Here is a 26,503-nt window from a genome sequence, read left to right as displayed (position 1 = left end):
AATGTAAGCATAGCTCAGGCTTTTATTTTCGCCGAAGATAGCACCCGTCACGCAAAACCCGTATCATTGCGCGCTTTACGTACGATAAAAGTGAACGCCATGACTCAAACGTTTATCCCCGGCAAAGACGCCGCTCTGGAAGATTCCATCGCTCGCTTCCAGCAAAAACTGACCGACCTGGGTTTTAACATCGAAGAAGCCTCCTGGCTCAATCCGGTGCCTCATGTCTGGTCCGTGCATATTCGCGATAAAGAGTGTGCCCTGTGCTTTACCAACGGTAAAGGCGCGACCAAAAAAGCGGCACTGGCCTCTGCGCTGGGTGAGTATTTTGAGCGTCTGTCCACCAACTATTTCTTCGCTGACTTCTGGCTGGGCGAAACCATCGCTAACGGCCCGTTCGTTCACTATCCAAATGAAAAATGGTTCCCGCTGACCGAAGATGACGAACTGCCGGAAGGTATTCTCGACGCTCGCCTGCGTGCCTTCTACGATCCAGACAGCGAACTGACGGCCAGCATGCTGATCGATCTGCAGTCCGGTAACGAAGATCGCGGTATTTGCGCCCTGCCGTTTACCCGTCAGTCTGATGAGCAGACCGTCTATATCCCGATGAACATCGTCGGCAACCTGTATGTGTCCAACGGTATGTCCGCCGGTAACACCCGCAATGAAGCACGCGTACAGGGTCTGTCTGAAGTCTTCGAACGCCATATTAAAAACCGCATCATTGCCGAATCTATCAGCCTGCCTGAAATTCCGGCCGACGTGCTGGCGCGTTATCCGGGCGTGGTGGAATCCATCGCCAAACTGGAAGCAGAAGGTTTCCCTATTTTTGCGTATGACGGCTCGCTGGGCGGTAAGTACCCGGTTATCTGCGTTGTGCTGTTTAACCCCACGAACGGCACCTGCTTCGCCTCCTTCGGCGCGCATCCTGACTTCGGCGTGGCGCTGGAACGTACCGTTACCGAGTTGCTGCAGGGCCGTAGCCTGAAAGATCTAGACGTGTTCACCCCGCCAACGTTTGACGACGAAGAAGTGGCCGAGCATACCAACCTCGAAACCCACTTCATCGACTCCAGCGGTTTGATCTCCTGGGATATGTTCAAGCAGGACGCAGACTATCCGTTCGTGGACTGGAGCTTTGCCGGTACAACCGAAGAAGAGTTCGCCACGCTGATGGCTATCTTCAAAGCCGAAGACCAGGACGTCTATATCGCCGACTACGAGCACCTCGGCGTTTACGCGTGCCGCATTATTGTTCCCGGCATGTCCGACATCTACCCTGCCGAAGATCTGTGGCTGGCGAATAACAGCATGGGCGCGCATCTGCGCGAAACGCTGCTGGCTCTGCCGGGCAGCGAATGGGCGAAAGAAGATTATCTGAACCTGATCGCCCAGCTGGACGAGGAAGGCCACGATGACTTCACGCGCGTACGTGAACTGCTGGGCCTGGCGACCGGTAAAGATAACGGCTGGTACACCCTGCGTATCGGTGAGCTGAAAGCGATGCTGGCCCTGGCGGGTGGCGACCTGGATCAGGCCCTGGCCTGGACCGAGTGGACCATGGAGTTCAACCAGTCGGTCTTCTCTGCCGAGCGCACCAATTATTATCGCTGTCTGCAAACGCTGTTGCTGCTCGCACAGGAAGAGGATCGCGAGCCGCTGCAATATCTGAATGCTTTCGTGCGTATGTACGGCGCTGAGGCCGTAGAAGCAGCCAGCGCGGCCCTGAGTGGCGAAGAGCCATTCTATGGTCTGCAGGCTATTGATAGCGATCTGAAAGCCTTCCCTGCGCATCAGTCGCTGCTGAAGGCCTACGAAAAGCTGCAGAAAGCAAAAGCCGCTTACTGGTCAAAATAAGCGCACATAACATTACCGGCAGTAGGCGTATTCAATCGTCTGGGCTATATTACGGGGCAATTTCATTGCCCCGTTTTTTTATTTTCTTCGGCAATGATTGTTGAATGTAATAATAAAGTTAAACGTGGGTAAATATAATAATATTTACCTGAGCTTTACTGTTACTTTTTATGGTAAATACTCCATATTAATTAACTGTTTCAGAGGTGGCTGGACGAAAAAATTCAACTCTTTTCATAACTTTTAAAATTTATTTTTATACGGATAATCAAATACTTACTCCGCATTTGCTGTAAAACCATACACAGTGCGGGCCTATAAGCCAGGCGAGATATGATCTATATCAATTTCTCTTCTATAATGCTTTGTTAGTATCTCGTCGCCGACTTAATAAAGAGAGAGTTAGTGTGAAAGCTGACAACCCTTTTGATCTTTTACTCCCTGCTGCGATGGCGAAAGTTGCCGAAGAAGCGGGTGTCTATAAAGCAACGAAACACCCGATGAAGACGTTCTATCTGGCGATTACGGCTGGTGTGTTCATCTCTATCGCTTTCGTCTTCTACATCACCGCCACCACCGGTACTGCCGCAATGCCTTTCGGCATGGCCAAACTGATTGGCGGCATTTGCTTCTCACTGGGTCTGATTCTTTGCGTCATCTGCGGCGCCGACCTCTTCACCTCAACGGTGCTGATTGTCGTGGCTAAGGCCAGCGGAAGAATTACCTGGGGTCAGCTGGCACGTAACTGGCTTAACGTCTACGTGGGTAACCTGGTTGGCTGTCTGCTCTTTGTTTTGTTGATGTGGCTTTCTGGCGAGTACATGACCGCCAACGGTGGCTGGGGCCTCAACGTCCTGCAAACCGCCGACCACAAAATGCACCACACATTTATCGAAGCCGTTGCTCTCGGCATCCTCGCTAACCTCATGGTCTGCCTGGCTGTATGGATGAGCTACTCTGGTCGTAGCCTGATGGACAAAGCCTTAATTATGGTTCTGCCGGTTGCGATGTTTGTTGCCAGCGGCTTTGAGCACAGTATCGCGAATATGTTCATGATTCCGATGGGCATTGTCATCCGCGACTTTGCGAGCCCGGAGTTCTGGACCGCAGTTGGTTCATCCCCGGAAAGTTTCTCTCACCTGACTATTATGAATTTCATTACTGATAACCTGATCCCTGTCACTATCGGGAACATTATCGGTGGGGGTCTGTTAGTTGGGTTGACATACTGGGTCATTTACCTGCGTGGCGACGATCATCATTGATGGTTTTCTCAGGCAGTAAATAAAAAATCCACTTAAGAAGGTAGGTGTTACATGTCCGAGCTTAATGAAAAGTTAGCCACAGCCTGGGAAGGTTTTGCGAAAGGTGACTGGCAGAATGAAGTAAACGTACGTGACTTCATTCAGAAAAACTATACCCCGTATGAAGGTGACGAATCCTTCCTGGCTGGCGCAACTGAAGCGACCACCAAGCTGTGGGACAGCGTAATGGAAGGCGTTAAACTGGAAAACCGCACTCACGCGCCAGTTGATTTTGACACCTCCGTTGCTTCCACCATCACTTCTCACGATGCTGGCTACATCAACAAAGCCCTTGAGAAAATCGTTGGTCTGCAGACTGAAGCACCACTGAAACGCGCAATCATCCCGTTCGGTGGTATCAAAATGGTTGAAGGTTCCTGCAAAGCGTATAACCGCGAGCTGGACCCAATGCTGAAAAAAATCTTCACCGAATATCGCAAAACCCACAACCAGGGCGTATTCGATGTTTACACCAAAGACATTCTGAACTGCCGTAAATCTGGCGTTCTGACTGGCCTGCCAGATGCGTATGGCCGTGGCCGTATCATCGGTGACTACCGTCGCGTTGCGCTGTACGGTATCGACTTCCTGATGAAAGACAAATACGCGCAGTTCGTTTCCCTGCAGTCTGACCTGGAAAACGGCGTAAACCTGGAAGCGACTATCCGTCTGCGTGAAGAAATCGCTGAACAGCACCGCGCGCTGGGTCAGATCAAAGAAATGGCGGCTAAATATGGCTGCGATATCTCTGGTCCTGCAACCAACGCTCAGGAAGCTATCCAGTGGACCTACTTCGGCTACCTGGCCGCGGTTAAGTCTCAGAATGGTGCAGCAATGTCCTTCGGTCGTGTATCCACCTTCCTGGATGCTTACATCGAACGTGACATCAAAGCAGGTAAAATCACTGAGCAAGACGCTCAGGAAATGATTGACCACCTGGTCATGAAACTGCGTATGGTTCGCTTCCTGCGTACCCCTGAATACGATGAGCTGTTCTCCGGTGACCCAATCTGGGCAACTGAATCCATCGGTGGTATGGGCGTTGACGGCCGTACGCTGGTGACCAAAAACAGCTTCCGCTTCCTGAACACCCTGTACACCATGGGTCCATCTCCGGAGCCGAACATCACCGTTCTGTGGTCTGAAAAACTGCCTCTGAACTTCAAGAAATTCGCCGCTAAAGTGTCTATCGACACCTCTTCTCTGCAGTACGAGAACGATGACCTGATGCGTCCGGACTTCAACAACGACGATTACGCTATCGCTTGCTGCGTAAGCCCAATGGTTGTTGGTAAACAAATGCAGTTCTTCGGTGCGCGTGCAAACCTGGCGAAAACCATGCTGTACGCAATCAACGGCGGCGTTGATGAAAAACTGAAAATGCAGGTTGGTCCTAAGTCTGAACCAATCAAAGGCGACGTTCTGAACTTCGACGAAGTGATGGAGCGTATGGATCACTTCATGGACTGGCTGGCTAAACAGTACGTCACTGCACTGAACGTTATCCATTACATGCACGACAAGTACAGCTACGAAGCCTCTCTGATGGCGCTGCACGACCGTGACGTTATCCGCACCATGGCGTGTGGTATCGCTGGTCTGTCCGTTGCTGCTGACTCCCTGTCTGCAATCAAATATGCGAAAGTTAAACCAATTCGTGACGAAGACGGCCTGGCTGTAGACTTCGAAATCGAAGGTGAATACCCGCAGTTTGGTAACAACGACTCTCGCGTAGATGACATGGCGGTTGACCTGGTAGAACGTTTCATGAAGAAAATTCAGAAACTGACTACTTACCGTAACGCTATCCCGACTCAGTCTGTTCTGACCATCACCTCTAACGTTGTGTATGGTAAGAAAACCGGTAACACCCCAGACGGTCGTCGTGCTGGCGCGCCATTCGGCCCAGGAGCTAACCCAATGCACGGTCGTGACCAGAAAGGTGCGGTTGCCTCTCTGACTTCCGTTGCTAAACTGCCGTTTGCTTACGCGAAAGATGGTATCTCTTACACCTTCTCTATCGTGCCAAACGCGCTGGGTAAAGACGACGAAGTGCGTAAAACTAACCTCGCGGGTCTGATGGATGGTTACTTCCACCACGAAGCGTCCATCGAAGGTGGTCAGCACCTGAACGTGAACGTAATGAACCGTGAAATGCTGCTCGACGCGATGGAACATCCTGAGAAATATCCTCAGCTGACCATCCGTGTATCTGGCTACGCAGTACGTTTTAACTCCCTGACTAAAGAACAGCAGCAGGACGTTATCACCCGTACTTTCACTCAGTCCATGTAACTGGAATTGACTGAAATCACGCGTTAAAAAGCGTACAATAAAGGCTCCACGTCAGTGGGGCCTTTTTAGCACCCTCTCCACCTCAGTCTCTTTTGTCCGCTATCTATACTCTATGGATATCAGCCAAAACAGACTTAAACACAGCCGGCTTTGAGCTGTGCATACACAGGCCCCGGACGGGCCGATGCTGGAGATATCACCGCAATGTCAATTATTGGTCGCATTCACTCCTTTGAATCCTGTGGCACCGTCGATGGCCCGGGTATCCGCTTTATTACCTTTTTCCAGGGCTGCCTGATGCGCTGCCTGTACTGCCACAACCGTGACACATGGGACACCCACGGCGGGAAAGAAGTGACCGTCGAAGATTTGATGAAAGAGGTGGTGACCTACCGCCACTTTATGAACGCGTCCGGTGGTGGCGTGACGGCGTCCGGTGGCGAGGCCATTCTTCAGGCCGAGTTTGTCCGCGACTGGTTCCGCGCCTGCCACAAAGAAGGTATCCATACCTGTCTGGACACCAATGGCTTTGTACGCCGCTACGATCCCGTTATCGATGAATTGCTCGAAGTGACCGATCTGGTCATGCTCGATCTCAAACAGATGAACGATGAGATCCACCAGAACCTGGTTGGCGTCTCCAACCACCGCACGCTGGAATTTGCCAAATACATTGCCGATAAAGGCATTAAAACCTGGATCCGCTACGTGGTTGTACCTGGCTGGTCAGATGATGACGACTCCGCGCACCGCCTGGGGGAATTTACCCGCGACATGGGCAACGTCGAGAAAATCGAACTTCTGCCCTATCACGAGCTGGGAAAACATAAATGGGTGGCAATGGGCGAAGAGTACAAACTCGATGGCGTGAAGCCGCCGAAGAAAGAGACGATGGAACGCGTCAAAGGTATTCTTGAACAGTACGGCCATAAGGTTATGTATTAAAGAAAAGCCCGGTGAAAACCGGGCTTTTTTAGATTCTATTTAAAGACGCCGTTAATAACGGACGTCACAATGGCTGTACTCAGCGCAATTAAGACCAGATCGTCACCCACGACCCGCCATTCATAGCCAGGATAGGAAGGAAGCTGGCCCAGCATAGAAGCCGGCACGGTTTTCTTCGCAATGCCCGGAGGCAGTGGTTTGCCGCGTGCAAGGTTTTTCGCAATGCCTGGAGGCAGTGATTCATACCCCGTTAACCCATAGTTCAGGGCCAGATGGCGTGCGTGATCGAAGCTCACGCGAGCGTTAACATCATCACTGACGCTTTTATTCGATTTACCCGGATTTTCTTGTCCATTATTTTGCTTATTGCCATGGGTACCGGAATTTCCGTTACCATGATTCCCGGAATTGCCATGATTACCACCATTACCTTGCCCGCCACCGTTTCCGTGACCATTGCCATTCCCGTTTCCGGGATTAGCCATGACCGGAGCCGTTGCAAACGTTAAAGACAACACTACGGCAAGTGCGGTAGTGGAAAAACGACGAATAGACATGATTGCTGCCTTATAGTGGTAGGACTCACCTGAATTATCGCCTGGCGCAATAAACAAACAATAAGTAAAACTCTCAGTTGTGACAGTGACAAAAAAGCCAGTCGATGACTGGCTTTTAGTTAATCAGGCATGTGCCACAGGCGTTGGGTGTTCACCCGCTTTGCGCAGCAGCATCAGGAGATAAATAAAGGACACGCTGGCGATCATAATAAACAGCAAATTGTCGGAATAATTCTGCATCAGCATCGCGGTAAACGTCGGCCCTAATAAACTGCCGATGGTATAGCTCAGTAATAGCGCCTGGTTCATCGCCACCAGCTGGTGATGTTCAACTTTCTCACAGGCCCAGGCCATCGCGACCGGATAGAGCGTAAAACCGGCAGCCCCAAGAATAAACAGCGCAGGCGCCATTGCGGCGTTGCTGAGCATGGCAAGGCAGCCCATGATCACCACGAAGACCTGAACGCGCAGCACCAGCAGGCGACCGAAGCGGTCCGCCAGACGGCCAATCGGCCACTGCCCGACGATCCCCGCACTCACCATGACCGCCATCCAGAAGCCAATTCCGGAATCGCTAACGCCCTGATGATTCAGATAGAGCGGCATCAGGCCATAGAGCGAGCCCAGCACAATACCCGAGATAATGCAGCCGTTAACGCCCAGACGCGCCTGACGGAGCCTCAGCATCGGCCAGACGTGAGTCGCTTCCTGATGCTCGCTGTTCTGGTTCACAATGCGCGTGAAGAGCAGCGGCAGGATTGCGGCCAGCACCATGCCCGTCACCCACGGCAGAACGCTCATCAGGTCAGTTGGCAGCTTGCTGACCATCAGTTGCCCCAGCACGGTACCCACGTAGTAAACCATCATATAGGCTGCCAGCAGGCGCCCGCGGTTACGCGAGGTACCGCTACACATCAGCGCACTTTCAACGACCACCCATATCATCGCGCAGCCTACGCCAGCGATAAAGCGCCATGCCATCCAGCTCCAGAAGCCAACCATCAGGCCCAGCCCAGCACAGCCAGCGGCGAAAATCAGCGAAGCCAGATAATAACTGCGGTTAAAGCCAAAGCGCTTGATCAGGCTACCGGTTAATAACGTGCCCAGCAGGTTCCCGGTAAAAAAGGACGAGCTGACCATACCCACCTGCCAGGTCGGTAAGTTTTCATGGGCAAGCCACAGCGGGACGAGCGTATTTAACACTGCGATCGCCAGGGTCAACAGAAGCAGGCCACAGAGCAACAGAAGCACTGGCCGGGTATAGGTGGTCATGGATTAAAAACCGTGAGGAAGTTCAGATTTCGTGCGCATCATGCCACTGGCAAAAACAAAGTCAATCCACTGATTTAGCCGCCTCGCACAATATGTTCCCTGTCGATTTAAAAAACTTATCCTGCTAATGCCACGCCTGCTAAAGATATTAATTATGTATCTGTTTTTGTTTATTAATGACCAAAATTAAAACAAAACGACAGTCGAAAAATTTCATGATCGAAAAAAGAAAAAGCCGGGCGCTGAGGCCCGGCTTTTTATACTCAAATACAACGTTAACTGGCGATAGCCATACCCACAGTCATATGCAGGCCATAAAACACGCCGCGGCCAATCAGTTCACCCGCCAGCACCAGCACAAAGGCCAGCGACAGTAGAGGCAGCGCAGGTTGATAACCTTTAAGCTGAGGGGCAATCCAGAATACCAACGCCGCAACCAGCAGAACGATACGCCAGGCCATCAGAGAACCGTAATCCGGTACCAGGGCAGACGCCTGCTGAATCGAGCTGTGAATAGTTGCCAGTTCGGCCCCCTGCATCAGGGCAACTATCGCACTTACCACCAGCGCCAGCAGCGAAACGGCGGGCAGCAAACGCATTGCCCACCCGTCGACACCCGCTACGCGCAGCAGCAGGAAGCCCAGCAGCGGCCCGCCGATAAACATTGTCAGGAAGAAGCTCATTGGCGTCCAGACGCTGTACCAGGTGGGCACCGTGTCGATGGTGTTATAAACGCGCACCATCATCCATACGAACACCACGCCCAGCACCATGGTCACGATTAGCCACAGGCTGCGCAGACCCGCAGGCAATTTCTTCAGCGCGGCCAGCAGCCACCCGAGCCCACCGACGGCAAAGAAAATTGCCCCGCTGGCAATCTCATTACTGAGAGACGAGGCGCCTACGCGGTTCAGGGAGTTAAACGCGCGCATCGGTGAGCCCAGGTGCAGCGTAGAGGCGATAAAGCCAATCCCCATGAGAACCCACAGGCCAAACATGCTCATCACTAAACGCTGCTGCTGTTCGGCATTCAGATTGCCTTTCAACAATGCCAGCGCGAGCACAATGAAGCCACCTGCCACGCACTGACCAAAGACCGTGAAGATCATCAGCGGCCATTCATGCCATCCACTTCCCATCTCACACCTCCTTCGGATTTGCCAGGTAGCCGGTGGTATCACCTGTAGGACGGCTGTTGGCGTTAGGTTTAATGACAATACTCGGCTTCGTGAAGTGTGCAGATGGCAGCGGTGCCACTGCGGCAAGCTGACCGTGTTTTTGACGCAGCTCTTCAATCGGGCCAAAGTCCAGCGCGCGCAGCGGACAGGACTCGACGCAAATCGGCTTTTTGCCATCCGCTACGCGGGTGTGGCAGCCGTCGCATTTGGTCATATGACCCTTCGCGGCGTTGTACTGCGGCGCACCGTACGGACAGGCCATATGGCAGTAGCGACAGCCGATGCAGACATCTTCATCGACCACCACAAAACCGTCTTCACGCTTGTGCATCGCTCCGCTCGGACAAACCTTCGTACAGGCAGGATCTTCACAGTGGTTACAGGCAATCGACAGGTAATAAGCAAATACGTTCTGATGCCAGACGCCGTTATCTTCCTGCCAGTCGCCCCCGGCGTATTCGTAGATGCGGCGGAAGCTCACGTCCGGAGTCAGGTCTTTGTAATCTTTACAGGCCAGCTCGCAGGTTTTGCACCCGGTGCAACGGCTGGAATCAATAAAAAATCCATACTGGGTTGTCATCGGTTACTCCTTAAACCTTTTCAACCTGAACAAGGTTGGTGTGGGATGGGTTGCCTTTCGCCAGCGGCGATGGACGCTGCGTGGTCAGTACGTTAATACTGCCAGCCTGATCGATGCGGTTGGCATCCGGGCTGTACCATGCGCCTTCCCCCAGCGCTACAACGCCGGGCATCATGCGCGGTGTCACTTTGGCTTCAATATGAACCTCGCCGCGGCCGTTAAAGATCCGTACGCGGTCGCCATTGCTGATGCCGCGCGCTTTGGCATCCATCGGGTTGATCCACATCTCCTGTCGGCAGGCGGCTTTCAGTACGTCGACATTACCGTAGGTTGAGTGAACGCGCGCTTTGTAGTGGAAACCGGTCAACTGTAGCGGGAATTTCGCCGTCAGCGGATCGTTATAGTTTTCAAAGCCCGGCGTATAGATAGGCAGCGGATCGATAACGTCCCCTTCCGGCAGCTCCCAGGTGGAGGCAATTTTAGCCAGTGCTTCAGAGTAGATTTCGATTTTGCCCGACGGCGTGGTCAGCGGATTCGCCTGTGGGTCTTCGCGGAAGGCTTTGTACGCCACGTGGTGCCCTTCCGGGTCGCGCTGTTTGTATATTCCCTGCTGGCGGAAGGTATCGAAGTCCGGCAGATCGGGGATCGCTTTACGGGAGAGCTCGTGGAGATGGCGCATCCACCCTTCCTGAGTACGACCCTCGGTAAACTGTTGCTCCACGCCAAGGCGCTTTGCCAGCTCGGAGGTCATCTCATAAATGGTTTTGCACTCGAAGCGTGGCTTGATGGCCCTATCGGTGAAAATCACGTAGGACATATTGCCGCAGGAGGCATCCAGCGCGAAATCCATCTGCTCAGAGGCGGTGCAGTCTGGCAGCAGAATATCGGCATATTTTGCCGAGGAGGTCATGTGGCAGTCGATCACCACAATCATCTCGCACTTCTTGTCGTCCTGCAGGATTTCATGGGTACGGTTGATTTCGGAGTGCTGATTGATAAGGCAGTTACCGGCGTAATTCCAGATCATCTTGATCGGCACGTCCAGCTTGTCCTTGCCGCGCACGCCGTCGCGCAGCGCCGTCATTTCCGGGCCACGTTCAATCGCATCGGTCCACATGAACATGGAGATACTGGTCTGCACCGGATTTTCAAGGGTCAGCATGCGTTCAAACGGCAGCGAATACGAGCCTTCACGCGCGCCGGTATTACCGCCGTGAACACCGACGTTGCCGGTCAGAATAGAGAGCATGGAGATGGCACGGGTCGCGATTTCACCGTTTGCATGGCGCTGCGGCCCCCAGCCCTGGCTGATGTAGGCCGGTTTGGCAGCACCTATTTCACGCGCCAGCTGAACAATGCGCTCGACCGGAATACCGGTGATGGTGGATGCCCACTCCGGCGTTTTCGCCACGCCGTCGCTGCCCTGACCGAGAATATAGGCTTTGTAATGCCCGTTAGCCGGCGCGCTGGCTGGCAGGGTTTTCTCGTCATAACCAACGCAGTATTTATCCAGGAAAGGCTGATCGACAAGATTTTCGGTGATCATCACCCACGCCAGTGCTGAGACCAGTGCCGCGTCAGTACCTGGACGAATAGGGATCCACTCATCTTCACGCCCTGCACCGGTATCGGTATAGCGCGGATCGATGATGATCATCCGGGCATTAGATTTAGCGCGGGCCTGTTCCAGGTAATAAGTCACCCCGCCGCCGCTCATACGCGTTTCACCCGGGTTATTACCGAACAGGACGACCAGCTTACTGTTTTCGATATCGGACGGGCTGTTGCCATCTGCCCAGCCACCGTAGGTGTAGTTCAGACCTTCGGCAATCTGTGCGGAAGAATAGTCACCGTAGTGGTTGAGATAACCACCGCAGCAGTTCATCAGGCGTGCCACCAGCGTTTTACCCGGCGGCCAGGAGCGGGTCAGCGTGCCGCCGAGCGTCCCGGTACCGTAGTTCAGGTAGATGGATTCGTTGCCGTACTCTTTGATCAAACGCTGCATGTTGGTGGCGATGATATCGTAGGCTTCATCCCAGCTAATCCGCTCGAACTTACCTTCCCCACGCTTGCCCACGCGCTTCATCGGGTATTTCAGGCGGTCCGGGTTATATACGCGACGGCGCATGGAGCGGCCGCGCAGACAAGCACGAACCTGATGTAACCCTTCATAGTTATCGTCCCCGGTGTTATCGGTTTCGACATATTTGATTTCGCCATCCACCACATGCATACGCAGCGGACAACGACTACCGCAGTTTACGGTACAGGCACTCCACACCACTTTTTCCGGCGAAGAGGCCGTGGACAGTGCATCTGCCGCCGACGCCAGTCGGGTGAAGGGAAGCGTGAAGGCGCTGCTGGCTACGGCCAGGCCGCCTATTGCCGTGGTTTTCATCAACCCACGGCGAGTGACCTCAGCAGCCATTAATGCTTCAGGCGCGTTGATTTTCATAGAGACTCACTTTGGTTGCTCACAAAGAAAAGAAAGGCGGCGCAAACCGCTATAAAGTTTTATATATATCGAATTTCTTGGTTATCAGCTGCTTATGCTGACTTTCATTCGCAGCAGTATTACTACTTTAGTGGGAGGGGGTATTGCGTCGTATCAATTCAGAGGCATAAAAAAAGCGCCCGAAGGCGCTTTTTTGTTTTGAGGCAAGTAATTAGCCGATGTACTGCTGGCCTTTCATGTATGGACGCAGCACTTCAGGGATCTCGATGCGGCCATCTGCCTGCTGGTAGTTTTCCAGCACGGCAACCAGCGTACGGCCAACAGCCAGACCAGAACCGTTCAGGGTATGCACCAGACGGGTTTTCTTGTCAGATTTACTGCGGCAGCGTGCCTGCATGCGGCGCGCCTGGAAATCCCAGACGTTAGAGCAGGAGGAGATTTCACGGTAGGTGTTCTGCGCAGGTACCCACACTTCCAGATCGAAGGTTTTGCAGGCGCCAAAGCCCATATCACCCGTGCACAGAGCCATACGACGGTACGGCAGACCCAGCAGCTCCAGCACTTTTTCAGCGTGGCCGGTCATCTCTTCCAGCGCATCCATGGATTCTTCAGGACGGACGATCTGCACCATCTCAACTTTGTCGAACTGGTGCATACGGATCAGACCGCGCGTGTCGCGACCGTAAGAACCTGCTTCAGAACGGAAGCACGGTGAATGTGCCGTCAGCTTAATTGGCAGGTCGTCTTCGTCGATGATCTCATCACGCACGAGGTTGGTCAGCGGCACTTCCGCCGTTGGGATCAGCGCGTAGTTGCTGCTGTCCGCTTCCTCGTCCAGTGGACGGGTGTGGAACAGATCGCCGGCAAATTTCGGCAGCTGACCCGTACCGTACAGCGTATCGTGGTTGACCAGATACGGAACATAGGTTTCGCTGTAGCCGTGCTGTTCGGTGTGAAGATCCAGCATGAACTGCGCCAGCGCGCGGTGCAGATGAGCAATCTGGCCTTTCATCACCACGAAGCGAGAACCGGTCAGCTTAACCGCAGCCGCAAAGTCCAGGCCCGCGTGCATTTCGCCCAGCGTCACGTGATCGCGCACTTCAAAGTCAAACTCACGAGGCGTACCCCAGCGTTTCACTTCAACGTTGTCGTTTTCATCTTTGCCGACAGGCACGCTGTCGTCAGGAATATTCGGGATAGCCAGGGCAATATCACGAATTTCGGCCTGAAGAACATCCAGTTCAGCTTTCGCCTGATCCAGTTCTTCACCCAGTTTGTTCACTTCCAGGCGTAATGGCTCAATATCTTCCCCGCGCGCTTTCGCCTGGCCGATGGATTTCGATCGAGAATTACGCTCTGCCTGCAGATTTTCAGTTTGTACCTGCAGAACTTTACGACGCTCTTCAAGAGCGCGCAGCTTATCTACATCCAGCTTAAAGCCCCGGCGTGCCAGTTTTTCAGCGACTGCGTCTGGCTCATTACGCAGCAGATTGGGATCGAGCATGCTTATCCTGTGCTTATCGAATTAAATAGGAAAATGTGACCACAGCCTGCGGCCACAATATAACGGGTATACATTGCCAACATTACCGCAACGACTGAGCTAACGGTAGCGTTTTATAGGGCTATTTTGATCCTGTCCGGCAAGCCAGGTGAGCTTTTCACCAATCTTGCCTTCAAGACCTCTGCTTGTGGGGTGATAATAGCGCGTTTGTGCCATCTCCTGCGGGAAATACTCCTCACCGGCAGCATAGGCATTGGGTTCGTCGTGGGCGTAACGGTACTCCTGCCCATATCCCATCTCTTTCATCAGTTTGGTCGGCGCGTTACGCAGGTGAACCGGCACATCGTAGTCCGGACGTTCACGCGCGTCAGACATCGCCGCTTTAAACGCGGTGTAGACGGCATTGCTTTTCGGCGCACAGGCCAGATAAACAATCGCCTGCGCAATCGCGCGTTCGCCTTCCGCCGGGCCTACGCGGGTGAAACAGTCCCAGGCCGACAGCGCGACCTGCATTGCGCGAGGGTCAGCATTGCCGACATCTTCTGAGGCAATCGCCAGGCAGCGGCGCGCAACGTACAGCGGGTCGCCACCGGCAGTGATAATGCGAGCGTACCAGTACAGAGCCGCATCCGGCGCGCTGCCGCGCACGGACTTGTGCAGCGCCGAGATCAGGTCGTAAAAACGGTCGCCTTTATTATCGAAACGCGCGCTGCGTTCACCGGCAATTTCGGTGAGCAATTCCGGCTGCAGCACCCGCTTGCCGGCATCGTCGACTTCGGCCATATCGGCCATCATCTCCAGCGTGTTCAGCGCCCGACGCGCATCACCGTTGACCAGCTCCGCAATCGCACGCCGCGTGTCGTCAGGCAGAACAATATCCTGCCCACCGTAGCCGCGCGCTTTGTCATCCATCGCCTGCGTGAGAACTTTTTCGATGTCCTCAGCAGTCAGCGATTTGAGCAGGTAAACACGAGCACGGGAAAGCAGCGCCGAATTCAGCTCAAACGACGGGTTTTCGGTGGTCGCGCCGATGAAGAAGATCGTGCCATCTTCAATGTGCGGCAGGAAGGCATCCTGCTGGCTTTTATTGAAGCGGTGGACTTCGTCCACGAAGAGGATAGTCCGACGTCCGGCATTGCGGTTTTGCCGCGCACGTTCGATCGCTTCGCGGATCTCCTTCACGCCGGACGTAACTGCCGAGATGCGTTCAACATCCGCGTTTGCATAGCGGGCGATCACTTCGGCGAGCGTGGTTTTGCCGGTACCAGGGGGCCCCCAGAGGATCATCGAGTGGAGATGCCCGGCCTCAATGGCGCGTGGCAATGGCTTACCGGCAGCCAGCAGGTGTTGCTGGCCGATGTACTGCGCTAAATTTTCTGGCCGCATACGGGCGGCCAGAGGTTGAAACGCGTTATCTGAAAAATCGAGCGACAGATTGCTCACTCACGCCTCTTACTTACGTTGGTCGTCCACCGTTACGCCCTGCGGCGGGGTAAAGGTGAATTTCGATGCATCAACGGCGCCGTTCTGTTGAGATTTGAGCTGGTAGCTGCTGCGCTGATCGTCCTGCTCAACCGCGCCAAACTGATTAATGGTACCGTTGGTGCTTACGTTAATGGTGAACTGCTTAAGGTTGCCGTTGCTGCCTTTCGGCGTCAGAACGAACTCGTCACCGGTCTGTTTAATATTGTACTGCTGCCAGTCGCTGGACTGGTTGCGAGCAATCAGCATAAACGGCGTATTGCTGGTGGCATCTTTCAGCCAGGTCGCGGTTGCCTGCTCAACGAACGGGTTGAAGAACCACAGCGTTTTACCGTCAGACACCAGGATGCTTTCATCCGGCTGGGTCATGTGCCAGTTAAACAGATTTGGGCGTTTAACCCACAAATCTCCCTGGCCTTCCTGCACCGCATTGCCGCTGCCGTCAGTCACTTTTTGCGTGAAGCTAGCGTGGAAGCTGCTTACTTTATCCAGTCGGCTTTTAAGGTCGCTGGCTGCATCAGCCCAGACGCTGCTGGCGACAAAACTGGTGAGTAATGCACAGGCGATGGCGATTTTTTTCATTGTTATTCCTTAAAATACGTCTTCCCGATATGGGGTTTCCGTCTTCTATTCTGGACCTGCCCGAAGGCAGGCGACAGAAGAAAATGCTTAATTTTGGCTGATTTACCCTTCTTTGCAATCGCTGAAGGTTAATCAAAAGGCGGCGGAGCCAGCACCTCACGGTTACCGTTATGCCCCTGCTCGCTCACAATGCCCTGCGCTTCCATCTGTTCGATGATACGCGCCGCGCGGTTATAGCCAATGCGGAACTGGCGCTGCACGCCAGAAATGGACGCTTTGCGTTTTTCGGTAACGAAGTTAACCGCCTGGTCGAATAACGGATCCAGCTCTTCGCCGCCGTCGAAGCCACCGCCGCCGCCTTCGCTTTCCGTATCGCTGGTAATACCGTCAACGTATTGCGGGCGACCGCGCGCTTTCCAGTCCTGCACGACGGCGTGAACTTCCTCATCGCGGACGAACGCACCGTGAACACGCACCGGAGAGGTGGAGTTCGGGCCAGAATAGAGCATGTCCCCCATCCCCAGCAGCGACTCTGCGCCGCCCTGATCGAGGATGGTACGCGAGTCAATTTTACTTGATACGGTAAAAGCAATACGCGTCGGGATGTTCGCTTTGATAAGACCAGTGATAACGTCCACGGAAGGACGCTGGGTCGCCAGCACAAGGTGAATACCGGCCGCACGCGCTTTCTGCGCCAGACGGGCAATCAGCTCTTCCACTTTCTTACCGACGGTCATCATCAGGTCGGCGAATTCATCGACCAGCACGACAATGTAAGGCAGTTTTTCCAGCACCGGATGCTGGGCATCCATGCTATCACCCGGCTTCCAGTAAGGATCCGGAATCGGACGTCCCATGCGCACCGCCTGGGCGATTTTCTCGTTATAACCGGCCAGGTTACGCACGCCCAACGCAGACATCAGCTTGTATCGGCGCTCCATCTCATTCACGCTCCAGCGCAGGGCGTTGGCGGCGTCTTTCATGTCGGTGACGACTTCAGTCAGCAGGTGCGGAATACCTTCGTAGACCGACAGTTCGAGCATTTTCGGGTCGATCATGATGAAACGCACATCTTCCGGCTGCGCTTTATAGAGCATGCTGAGGATCATGGCGTTCACCCCGACGGACTTACCGGAACCGGTCGTACCGGCTACCAGCAGGTGAGGCATTTTCGCGAGGTCTGCCACAACAGGATCGCCGGCAATGTCTTTCCCCAGCACCACGGTCAGCGGAGAGGGGTTATCGCGGAACTTGGTGTTATCCAGCACTTCACGCAGGTAGACGGTCTGACGTTTCTTATTCGGCAACTCCAGCCCAACATAGGGCTTACCCGGTATAACTTCCACCACGCGCACCGCAACGGTCGACAGGGAACGCGCCAGGTCACGGGACAGGTTAGAAATACGCGCGGCTTTTACGCCAGGCGCCAGGTTCAGTTCAAAACGGGTGATTACAGGACCCGGTGAATAGTTCACTACATCCGCCTTGATACGGAAATCAGCCAGACGCGCTTCCACCAGTCGCGCCATCTGCTCCAGCGCGAATGTGTCGACCGGTTCTACCTCTGACGGCGGCGGTGTTAACAGATCCAGAGACGGCAGCGGCGTGCTTGGACGCTGCAGCGGGCGGCTATCACCGTTACGCATCAGCAGCGGGTGAATCAGACTTTCCTGCGGCTGCGGAGCAGGCTGCTGGAACTGCGGCGGTTGCTGCGGCTGTGCGTAAGCCTGCGGAGCCGGCTGCTGAGGCTGCGGGGCATAGGACTGCTGCACAGGAGCGGGTTGCTGGCGCACAGGTTCAACTTCAGGCATCACGCTCGGGGTAAATAACGGCTCGCTCGGGCCATCATCCACCAGATCTTTCATCGGTGAGAATTCAAAATCCGACAGCGAGAACGGATTTGCGCCAGCAGGTTGTTCACCGGAATAGCGCTGCTGCTGGGTAGCGGCAAACTGGCGCGCTAATTCGGCTTCTGCCGCGTCATCTTCGTCTTCGAGCACAGGCTCATCGTGCTGATATTGCTCACCGTAGCGTTGATTCTGCTGCGCAGCAAACTGGCGAGCCAACTCGTCCTGCTGCATTTCATCAACGTCATCTTCGTACTCAGACTCGCGCGCTTTTTCTTCGGCCATGCGCTGGGAAGGCAGCTTGATCCCATAAGAGGCAAGCTCACGACGGGTCGGAACGCGAACGCGGTTAGGACGAGGCAGTTGCGGACCAATCCCCTCCTTCACCTGAGGACGCGGCGCACCACCGGTTGCCAGACTAAAGACAGGAGCAGCCACGGCCGCCGCCGCGGTAGCCTGCTTAACGCTTTCCGCTACGGGTGCAACAACAGGCGTCGGGTCGATCGGCGGAACAGAAACAGAAGGCGCTTTCGAAACGGGTTCCTTCACCGGTTCAGGCACCGGCTGGTACCAGGCCGCCAGCAGCTCGCGTTCACGCGCTCGTCGTTCTTCGACTTCTTCGAAATAGTACAGCGGTGGGCGCGCGGGCTTCACCTCTTCCACAATTTCGGGCTCAGGCTCAGGCTGCGGTGCGACATAAGGCTGCACAGGTTCAACCGGTTCAGGCACATACTCCTGATAGGGTTGAGCCACAGGCTGCTCGTATTGTGGATAGCTTTGTGGTTCATACGCAGGCTGCGGCGGCTGATAAGGTTGCTGCCACTGCTCCTGCTGCACAGGAATATAGCTTTCTGGTTCAGGCGCAATGACCGGTTCCGGGGTGTGAACACCCGGGGCAGTCTGCCAGTCAACCTGCGGCTGCTGAATAACGGATTCCGGCGGTGAAACCGGCGCAGACGGCATCACGGCTTCAACAGGCGCGGCATAGGCCTGAGCAGCGGTCGTCGCGGCTGCGGCTGCGGCAACCGGCTCGGTGACCGAGTGGCCGTTTAACAGCGGATCGTATTCGTCAAAGTCACCAGGCGTGGCACGATTGCCGGAGAAGAGCACATCGTCAGGATCGACGGCAGCGCCCGCAGCGCGGTACGCTACCTGCTCGTCTTCATCCATGCGTTTACCAGAGAAGAGCGCCGCATCGGTTTTACGGCCTAGCGGGTTAGCAAATTTCTCCGCAACACGCTGACGACGCGCCAGCGCGCCACGCAGAATTCGAGCACGACGAGATTCGCGACGCTGCACAGGGGCATCGTCTTCCTCTTCATCTTCGTATTCATCTTCATCAACCCACGTATCGTCACGGCGGGTACGGTTGCTGGCGAAGGTCAGAATAGTGAGGATAAAACTGCCAATCTTTTCGGCAATGCTCACCCAAGACCAGCCGGTGAATAACGTCAGCCCCGCCGCCCAGATGCACAGCAGCGCCAGCGTGCCGCCGCTGCTGTGCAGCATTGGCTGCAGCGCAGAACTCAACAGGCTGCCAATCACCCCGCCCGAGGCGAAGTACCAGATATCATCCGCATTGATCGCCGCCAGACCACATGAGGTGAGGATCAGCGCCAGCGCGCCAATCAGGCGCAGCGACACGGCGAAATAGTCGATGTAATCATCGTTCTGACGATGACGCCACGCAAACCAGCATCCGCCAATGATAATGACCGGAAGGGTGTAGGCCATCACACCGAAAATGAAAAATAGCGTGTCCGCAAGCCAGGCACCGGGTACGCCGCCTAAATTATGGATAGGCTCATGCCATGCAGTTTGTGACCAGCTGGGATCTGAGGGGTTGAAACTGAGTAAGGCTGCCATCAGCCAGACGGCAAAAAGGGCAATAACAATCAGCAAAGCCTCGAGGAGACGACGTCCGCTGCTTAGCTTCGATAGTGTGACTTCTTTGTCTTCAGTGTATTCCTGGCTCAAGAAAGGCTCTCCAGGTATCAGGCATATCCTGCCTGTTTGCTAAAACGGACAACAGCGCCGGGACTCCCCGGCACTGTTGCTGTATGGATTAACAGGAGTGTAATCAAACTACGCTGATTTTGCACCTGTTCCGTGTTAGCGCGTCTTAATAACCAGACGATTGCTCTGTTTGACCTCTTCCATCACCACATACGTACGGGTGTCGTTCACGCCTGGCAGACGCAGCAGGGTTTCCCCCAGCAGCTTACGGTAGGCGGACATATCAGGCACACGGGTTTTCAACAGGTAGTCGAAATCACCGGAAACCAGGTGACACTCTTGAATTTCTTCAAGTTTTTGTACAGCGGCGTTAAATTGCTCAAACACATCCGGTGCACCACGATTCAGAGTAATCTCAACAAATACCAGAAGTGAGGCATCCAGATAATGCGGGTTCAGCAGAGCCGTATAGCCCTGAATAAAACCCTGTCTTTCCAGTCGGCGCACACGCTCAAGGCACGGCGTCGGGGAAAGTCCCACACGTTTTGAAAGCTCGACGTTGGAAATACGCCCATCCTTTTGCAATTCATTAAGAATGTTACGATCGATACGGTCGAGATCTTTGCCAGGGCGCTTCTTGCTATCTACCATTATTATTGTCTCTCTGTATTCCTTCCCTACTCCTGCCTGGACCCTGTGCACATCACTGTTCAGAGCCTGTACCCGTTAGTCATCACATCGCCTGGTTTTGTATTAGACGCGATGCGGATTCGGGTTCTGTTGGTAAGAAGACCGTTGCCCGAAGGCAGTCACCGACATCACGTATGGCGTCTGTCCACGCCATGCGTAGATTTCACTGACCCGGTAAAAATGGCATTTACGTGCATGCCTATGCGGCATACGGTTAACGCGGTTTTTTTTCTTCCTTGAATGTTTTCGCAAAAGCGCAGGGGATTGTCAAAGCAAAACATCGTTTTTTAGTACAACATGCCGGATATTCATTACGGCAGGGTATTAATCCTCATTTTATTGCCTTACAAACGACCGATTTTCAGGAGAAAGCCTGATGTTATCGCGCGTCATTCATCGTCCGTAGCTATTACATGGATTGATAACAAAATTGCTGCGCTCTTTTTTTACGACAACAAATTCCCTACAATCCTGCCAAATGTCTGCCAACAACAATGGGGATCTCATGGGCACGGCCAAACACAGTAAGCTGCTAATCCTTGGTTCTGGACCTGCGGGATATACCGCAGCGGTCTATGCTGCACGCGCTAACCTGCAACCGGTATTAATCACCGGCATGGAAAAAGGCGGTCAGCTGACCACCACCACCGAAGTGGAAAACTGGCCAGGCGATCCGAACGACCTGACCGGGCCGCTGCTGATGGAACGTATGCACGAGCATGCCGCTAAATTCGAAACCGAAATTCTGTTCGACCACATTAACAAGGTCGATCTGCAGAACCGTCCGTTCCGCCTGACGGGTGACAGCGGCGAATACACCTGTGATGCGCTGATCGTCGCAACCGGTGCCTCTGCCCGTTACCTCGGTCTGCCATCCGAAGAAGCGTTCAAAGGCCGCGGCGTCTCTGCCTGCGCAACCTGTGACGGTTTCTTCTACCGCAATCAGAAGGTCGCGGTCATCGGCGGCGGCAACACCGCAGTCGAAGAAGCGCTTTACCTGGCGAACATTGCCTCAGAAGTGCACCTGATCCACCGTCGCGACACCTTCCGCGCGGAGAAGATCCTGATCAAACGTCTGATGGATAAAGTGGCAAGCGGCAACATCGTGCTGCACACCAACCGTACCCTCGAAGAAGTCACGGGCGACCAGATGGGCGTTGCCGGTCTGCGTATCCGTGATACCCAGAACACCGACAACGTCGAAACGCTGGAAGTGGCTGGCCTGTTTGTGGCAATCGGTCACAGCCCGAACACCGCCATCTTCGACGGTCAGCTGGAGCTGGAAAACGGCTACATTAAAGTGCAGTCTGGCATTCACGGTAACGCGACCCAAACCAGTATCCCGGGCGTGTTCGCGGCCGGCGACGTGATGGACCACATTTACCGCCAGGCGATTACTTCTGCGGGCACCGGCTGTATGGCCGCGCTGGACGCCGAACGCTACCTCGACGGACTGGCTGAACAAGGTAAATAATCTTTACAAGTCAGTAACAAACGTAAATAAAGGCGGCGATAAGTCGCCTTTATTGTCTCCCCGTTGTAACATTGCGCTGCCCAACTTCTAATAACGTCACCTGCAAAGTACGCAATGGAAAAAACCCGTCAACAAGAGTTAACACGCTGGCTGAAACAGCAAAGCGTTATTTCCCGCCGCTGGCTTACGATTTCTCGTCTCCTGGGATTCGTTAGCGGTCTGTTGATTGTTGCCCAGGCATGGCTGCTGGCCCGCATTCTTAATCACATGATCATGGAGAATATTCCGCGCGAAGCGCTCCTGCTGCCCTTTATTGTCCTGATCCTGATTTTTGTCCTGCGCGCCTGGGTGGTGTGGCTGCGTGAGCGCGTCGGTTTCCACGCCGGACAGCATATCCGCTACGAGATCCGCCGTCAGGTGCTGGATCGTCTTCAGGAAGCCGGGCCCGCGTGGATCCAGGGAAAACCGGCCGGAAGCTGGGCGACGCTGATCCTTGAGCAGATTGACGATATGCACGACTACTACGCACGCTATCTGCCGCAAATGGCCCTTGCCGTCTTCGTTCCGCTGCTGATTGTGATTGCCATCTTCCCGGTAAACTGGATGGCCGCGCTGATTCTGATGGGCACCGCCCCGCTGATCCCGCTGTTTATGGCGCTGGTCGGAATGGGGGCAGCGGATGCCAACCGCCGTAACTTCCTGGCATTGGGTCGCTTAAGCGGCCATTTCCTTGACCGTCTGCGCGGTATGGAGACGTTACGCATTTTTGGCCGCGGTGAAGCGGAAACCGAAAACATTCGCCAGGCATCGCAGGACTTCCGCCAGCGCACCATGGAAGTGTTGCGCCTCGCCTTCTTGTCCTCAGGCGTACTGGAATTCTTTACCTCGCTGTCGATTGCCCTTGTGGCGGTCTACTTCGGCTTCTCCTATCTCGGCGCGCTCGATTTCGGCCATTACGGCACCGCGGTAACCCTTTCCGCCGGGTTTCTGGCGCTGATCCTGGCCCCCGAGTTTTTCCAGCCGCTTCGCGATCTGGGGACCTTCTATCACGCCAAAGCGCAGGCGGTTGGCGCGGCCGACAGTCTGAAAACGTTCCTGGAAACGCCGCTGGCGCACCCTGAGCGGGGTGATGTGACCCTGAATGCCAAAGAGCCCGTGACTCTTGAGGCGAGTGATTTTTGCATCCTCTCGCCTGAAGGTAAGGTGCTGGCAGGCCCGCTGAACTTTACCCTGCCAGCCGGAAAGCGCGTGGTGCTTGTCGGCATCAGCGGTTCAGGGAAAAGTTCGCTGCTGAATGCGCTGTCCGGTTTTATGGCCTATACCGGTTCACTGCGGATAAACAAAACCGAACTGCGCAACCTCGATCCTGACGCCTGGCGTAAACAGCTCAGCTGGGTAGGACAAAACCCGCAGCTTCCGGCCTCTACGCTGCGCGAGAACGTGCTTCTGGCGCGCCCGGATGCGCGAGAAGATGAACTGCAATCGGTTCTCGACCGCGCCTGGGTCAGCGAGTTTCTGCCGCTGCTCCCGCATGGGGTGGATACCGTTGTCGGCGACCAGTCCGCCGGGCTTTCGGTTGGACAGGCGCAGCGTGTGGCCGTTGCCCGCGCGCTGCTGAACCCATGCCAGCTGATGCTGCTGGATGAGCCCGCAGCCAGCCTGGACGCTCACAGCGAACAGCGCGTCATGCACGCCCTGAACGCCGCCTCCCTGCAGCAAACGACGCTGATGGTCACCCACCAGCTTGAAGGCATTGCCGACTGGGACCAGATCTGGGTCATGGAAAATGGCCGTATCGTTGAGCAAGGCGATTACGCCTCTCTTGTTGCCGCGCAGGGGCCGTTTGCCATCCTGCTGGCGAACCGTCAGGAGGACATCTGATGCGCGCTCTGCTGCCCTATCTTGCGCTCTATAAACGCCACAAGTGGATGCTGACGCTTGGGATTGTGCTGGCGATTGTGACCCTGCTCGCCAGCATTGGTCTGCTCACGCTTTCCGGCTGGTTCTTGTCGGCCTCGGCCGTCGCGGGCGTTGCCGGGTTGTACAGCTTCAACTATATGCTCCCGGCTGCGGGTGTTCGCGGTACTGCCATCACCCGTACTGCCGGGCGCTATTTCGAGCGGCTGGTCAGCCACGACGCCACTTTCCGCGTGCTACAGCACCTGCGCATCTACACCTTCAGCAAACTGCTGCCCCTCTCCCCTGCCGGGCTGGCGCGTTTTCGTCAGGGTGAGTTACTTAACCGCGTCGTTGCAGATGTCGACACGCTGGATCACCTTTACCTGCGCGTGATCTCCCCGATAGTGGGCGCGTTTGTGGTGATTGTGGTGGTCACGCTGGGGCTGTCCGTGCTGGACGTTTCCGTTGCGCTCACGCTGGGCGGGATCATGCTGTTGACGCTCATCATTCTTCCGCCGCTGTTTTACCGCGCCGGCAAATCCACCGGCGAAAACCTGACGCGTCTGCGTGGAGATTATCGCCAGCAGCTGACTTCCTGGCTACAGGGGCAGGCCGAGCTGACCATTTTTGGTGCCAGCAAGCGCTACCGCGCGCGCATGGAAAGTACGGAGCTGAACTGGCATGAGGCCCAGCGACGCCAGTCGGAGCTGACTGCATTTTCCCAGGCGCTGATGATGCTCATCGGCGGCGTGGCCGTCATTGCCATGCTGTGGCTGGCTTCCGGCAATGTCGGGGGTAATACGCAGCCTGGCCCCCTGATTGCCCTCTTCGTTTTTTGTGCACTCGCCGCGTTTGAAGCGCTGGCACCGGTGACGGGCGCCTTCCAGCATCTGGGGCAAGTGATCGCCTCTGCCCTGCGCATCACGCAGATTGCCGAGCAGGAACCTGAAGTCACGTTCAGCGCCAGTCAGACTGAGGTGCCAGAGCAGGTTGCACTCGCGCTTGATGATGTCACCTTTGCCTACGACAGGCAGGCTCAGAATGCGCTGGACGGCATTACTCTCTCTGTAAGCGCAGGAGAGCGGATTGCGATCCTCGGGCGTACCGGCTGCGGTAAATCGACGCTGCTACAGCTGCTGACGCGCGCCTGGGATCCGCAGCGCGGCCAGATTCGTTTTAATAATACGTTGCTGACAGATTTCAGCGAGCAGGCCCTGCGCAAGACCGTCAGCGTCGTTCCCCAGCGCGTGCATCTGTTTAGCGCTACCCTGCGCGATAACCTGCTGCTGGCGGCGCCGGACGCCTCTGATGATGCGCTTCGCGCCATGCTGGAACAGGTCGGCCTGCATAAGCTGCTGGAGGACGAAGGGTTAAACAGCTGGCTGGGCGAAGGGGGCCGTCAGCTCTCCGGCGGTGAACTGCGCCGTCTGGCTATTGCGCGGGCGCTGCTGCACGATGCCCCGCTGATGCTGCTCGATGAACCTACTGAAGGACTGGACGCCACCACCGAGAGCCAAATCCTTGATTTGCTGGCAAAGGTGATGAGCGGAAAAACCGTGCTGATGGTCACGCACCGCCTGCGCGGTCTGGCGAACCTTGATCGGATAATTGTGATGGACAACGGACACATTATTGAGCAAGGTAGTCACACAGAACTGTTGGCGAAACAGGGTCGCTACTACCAGTTTAAACAGCGTCTGTAGACTATATTTGTAGCGTCCTCACTCGCGTACTGGAGTTCTGCTGTCATGCGCCTGGTCCAGCTTTCTCGTCATAACATCGCGTTCCCTTCTCCGGAGGGGGCGCTGCGTGAGCCCAATGGGCTGCTGGCACTTGGCGGTGACCTCAGTCCTGCGCGGCTATTGATGGCTTACCAGCGCGGTATCTTTCCCTGGTTTTCCCCCGGCGACCCGATTTTATGGTGGTCTCCCGATCCGCGTGCCGTGCTGTGGCCAGAGCAGTTTCATCTGAGCCGCAGCATGAAGCGTTTCCATACGAAATCACCCTACCGCGTCACCCTCAACCACGCCTTTGGTCAGGTGATTGAAGGCTGTGCCGAAGACCGCTATGAAGGGACATGGATAACCCGCGATATCATTACCGCTTACCATCAGCTCCATGAGCTTGGCTACGCCCACTCCATCGAAGTATGGGAAGGTGGCTCACTCGTCGGCGGGATGTACGGCGTGGCGCAAGGAACGCTGTTTTGTGGCGAGTCGATGTTCTCGCGCGCGGTTAACGCATCGAAAACCGCACTGCTGGTCTTCTGCCAGGCGTTTGCCCAACGCGGCGGACGCCTGATCGATTGCCAGGTGCTCAACGAGCACACGGCCTCCCTGGGGGCTGTTGAAATTCCGCGTCGTCAGTACATCGAGCATCTGGATGCCAGCCGTCAGGAGAAGCTGCCGCGCGACTTCTGGATACCGAGAACGCTCTTTATGCCCAATGCCTAAATGTTTTCCGCATATTTTTTTTGAGGGTGTTATAATTATGCCGCAGAGTAGCTTCTGCCTGTTGCCCCGCCGCCGTTTGGGACCCTCGCTTCAGATAACGTCCTGACGTTTATCCTGTTGTCTCCCCTTTACGAATGCGCTTCCTGTTCGGTTGTACCGTGACGCTTGGG

Annotated in this window: 18 protein-coding genes; 8 read left to right on the top strand and 10 right to left on the bottom strand. The window is 55.1% G+C overall.

What is annotated here, in order from left to right; translation table 11 throughout:
- The first annotated feature begins 99 nt into the window (after positions 1 to 99).
- The 4 genes from ycaO to pflA all read left to right on the top strand — a co-directional run bounded on the left by ycaO (position 100) and on the right by pflA (position 6,404).
- Complete coding sequence (gene ycaO, locus ACWHWP_RS07700; RefSeq protein ID WP_447855348.1) at positions 100 to 1,860, top strand: 30S ribosomal protein S12 methylthiotransferase accessory factor YcaO; 1,761 nt, start codon at positions 100 to 102, stop codon at positions 1,858 to 1,860.
- A 407-nt stretch (positions 1,861 to 2,267) separates the two neighbouring features.
- Positions 2,268 to 3,125 carry a formate transporter FocA gene (focA, locus tag ACWHWP_RS07695; RefSeq protein WP_047346916.1) on the top strand — a complete coding sequence of 286 codons (858 nt, stop codon included), beginning with the start codon at positions 2,268 to 2,270 and terminating at the stop codon, positions 3,123 to 3,125.
- 51 nt (positions 3,126 to 3,176) lie between these two features.
- Complete coding sequence (pflB, locus tag ACWHWP_RS07690; protein WP_023335122.1) at positions 3,177 to 5,459, top strand: formate C-acetyltransferase; 2,283 nt, start codon at positions 3,177 to 3,179, stop codon at positions 5,457 to 5,459.
- Between the two features lie 204 nt (positions 5,460 to 5,663).
- Positions 5,664 to 6,404 carry a pyruvate formate lyase 1-activating protein gene (pflA, locus tag ACWHWP_RS07685; RefSeq protein ID WP_023310991.1) on the top strand — a complete coding sequence of 247 codons (741 nt, stop codon included), beginning with the start codon at positions 5,664 to 5,666 and terminating at the stop codon, positions 6,402 to 6,404.
- Positions 6,405 to 6,439: 35 nt separating this feature from the next.
- On the opposite strand, the gene ACWHWP_RS07680 is transcribed toward pflA, so the two are convergent.
- The 10 genes from ACWHWP_RS07680 to lrp form a co-directional block, all read right to left on the bottom strand.
- The gene (locus tag ACWHWP_RS07680) at positions 6,440 to 6,961 is read right to left on the bottom strand and encodes an anti-virulence regulator CigR family protein (protein WP_059310423.1); all 522 of its coding nucleotides are present in this window, start codon (positions 6,959 to 6,961) and stop codon (positions 6,440 to 6,442) included.
- Between the two features lie 123 nt (positions 6,962 to 7,084).
- Positions 7,085 to 8,233: an MFS transporter gene (locus tag ACWHWP_RS07675; RefSeq protein ID WP_045261768.1), complete on the bottom strand. Its 1,149-nt coding sequence runs from the start codon at positions 8,231 to 8,233 to the stop codon at positions 7,085 to 7,087.
- Between the two features lie 275 nt (positions 8,234 to 8,508).
- The gene (locus tag ACWHWP_RS07670; RefSeq protein WP_063431052.1) at positions 8,509 to 9,372 is read right to left on the bottom strand and encodes a dimethyl sulfoxide reductase anchor subunit family protein; all 864 of its coding nucleotides are present in this window, start codon (positions 9,370 to 9,372) and stop codon (positions 8,509 to 8,511) included.
- 1 nt (position 9,373) lies between these two features.
- Positions 9,374 to 9,991 (bottom strand): DMSO/selenate family reductase complex B subunit, encoded by a 618-nt coding sequence (locus ACWHWP_RS07665; RefSeq protein ID WP_021240882.1) that lies wholly within the window; start codon positions 9,989 to 9,991, stop codon positions 9,374 to 9,376.
- 10 nt (positions 9,992 to 10,001) lie between these two features.
- Positions 10,002 to 12,446: a dimethylsulfoxide reductase subunit A gene (dmsA, locus tag ACWHWP_RS07660; RefSeq protein ID WP_447855346.1), complete on the bottom strand. Its 2,445-nt coding sequence runs from the start codon at positions 12,444 to 12,446 to the stop codon at positions 10,002 to 10,004.
- Between the two features lie 211 nt (positions 12,447 to 12,657).
- The gene (serS, locus tag ACWHWP_RS07655; protein ID WP_008499983.1) at positions 12,658 to 13,950 is read right to left on the bottom strand and encodes a serine--tRNA ligase; all 1,293 of its coding nucleotides are present in this window, start codon (positions 13,948 to 13,950) and stop codon (positions 12,658 to 12,660) included.
- Between the two features lie 99 nt (positions 13,951 to 14,049).
- Positions 14,050 to 15,393 carry a replication-associated recombination protein RarA gene (gene rarA / locus ACWHWP_RS07650; protein ID WP_063431056.1) on the bottom strand — a complete coding sequence of 448 codons (1,344 nt, stop codon included), beginning with the start codon at positions 15,391 to 15,393 and terminating at the stop codon, positions 14,050 to 14,052.
- Between the two features lie 9 nt (positions 15,394 to 15,402).
- Positions 15,403 to 16,014 carry an outer membrane lipoprotein chaperone LolA gene (gene lolA / locus ACWHWP_RS07645; RefSeq protein WP_047346922.1) on the bottom strand — a complete coding sequence of 204 codons (612 nt, stop codon included), beginning with the start codon at positions 16,012 to 16,014 and terminating at the stop codon, positions 15,403 to 15,405.
- A gap of 128 nt (positions 16,015 to 16,142) precedes the next feature.
- Positions 16,143 to 19,838, bottom strand: coding sequence for a DNA translocase FtsK 4TM domain-containing protein (locus tag ACWHWP_RS07640; RefSeq protein WP_063431058.1), 3,696 nt, complete (start codon positions 19,836 to 19,838; stop codon positions 16,143 to 16,145).
- A gap of 135 nt (positions 19,839 to 19,973) precedes the next feature.
- Positions 19,974 to 20,468 carry a leucine-responsive transcriptional regulator Lrp gene (gene lrp, locus ACWHWP_RS07635; protein WP_000228469.1) on the bottom strand — a complete coding sequence of 165 codons (495 nt, stop codon included), beginning with the start codon at positions 20,466 to 20,468 and terminating at the stop codon, positions 19,974 to 19,976.
- Between the two features lie 544 nt (positions 20,469 to 21,012).
- On the opposite strand from lrp, the gene trxB reads away from it, so the two are divergent.
- From trxB to aat, 4 genes are all read left to right on the top strand, one after another.
- Positions 21,013 to 21,981 (top strand): thioredoxin-disulfide reductase, encoded by a 969-nt coding sequence (gene trxB / locus ACWHWP_RS07630; RefSeq protein WP_047346924.1) that lies wholly within the window; start codon positions 21,013 to 21,015, stop codon positions 21,979 to 21,981.
- 114 nt (positions 21,982 to 22,095) lie between these two features.
- Positions 22,096 to 23,862, top strand: a complete 1,767-nt coding sequence (gene cydD / locus ACWHWP_RS07625; RefSeq protein ID WP_063431059.1) for a heme ABC transporter permease/ATP-binding protein CydD — start codon at positions 22,096 to 22,098, stop codon at positions 23,860 to 23,862.
- A complete protein-coding gene (cydC, locus tag ACWHWP_RS07620) occupies positions 23,862 to 25,583 on the top strand; it encodes a heme ABC transporter ATP-binding protein/permease CydC (protein WP_447855345.1) in 1,722 nt (573 codons plus the stop codon). The genes cydD and cydC overlap by 1 nt, the downstream gene beginning before the upstream one ends.
- Before the next feature lie 45 nt (positions 25,584 to 25,628).
- Positions 25,629 to 26,333: a leucyl/phenylalanyl-tRNA--protein transferase gene (aat, locus tag ACWHWP_RS07615; RefSeq protein WP_063431063.1), complete on the top strand. Its 705-nt coding sequence runs from the start codon at positions 25,629 to 25,631 to the stop codon at positions 26,331 to 26,333.
- The last annotated feature ends 170 nt before the right edge of the window (positions 26,334 to 26,503 follow it).

This window comes from Enterobacter sp. WI-ESBL-E8, from assembly GCF_053364895.1.
This window is presented reverse-complemented; position numbering and strand designations above follow the sequence as displayed.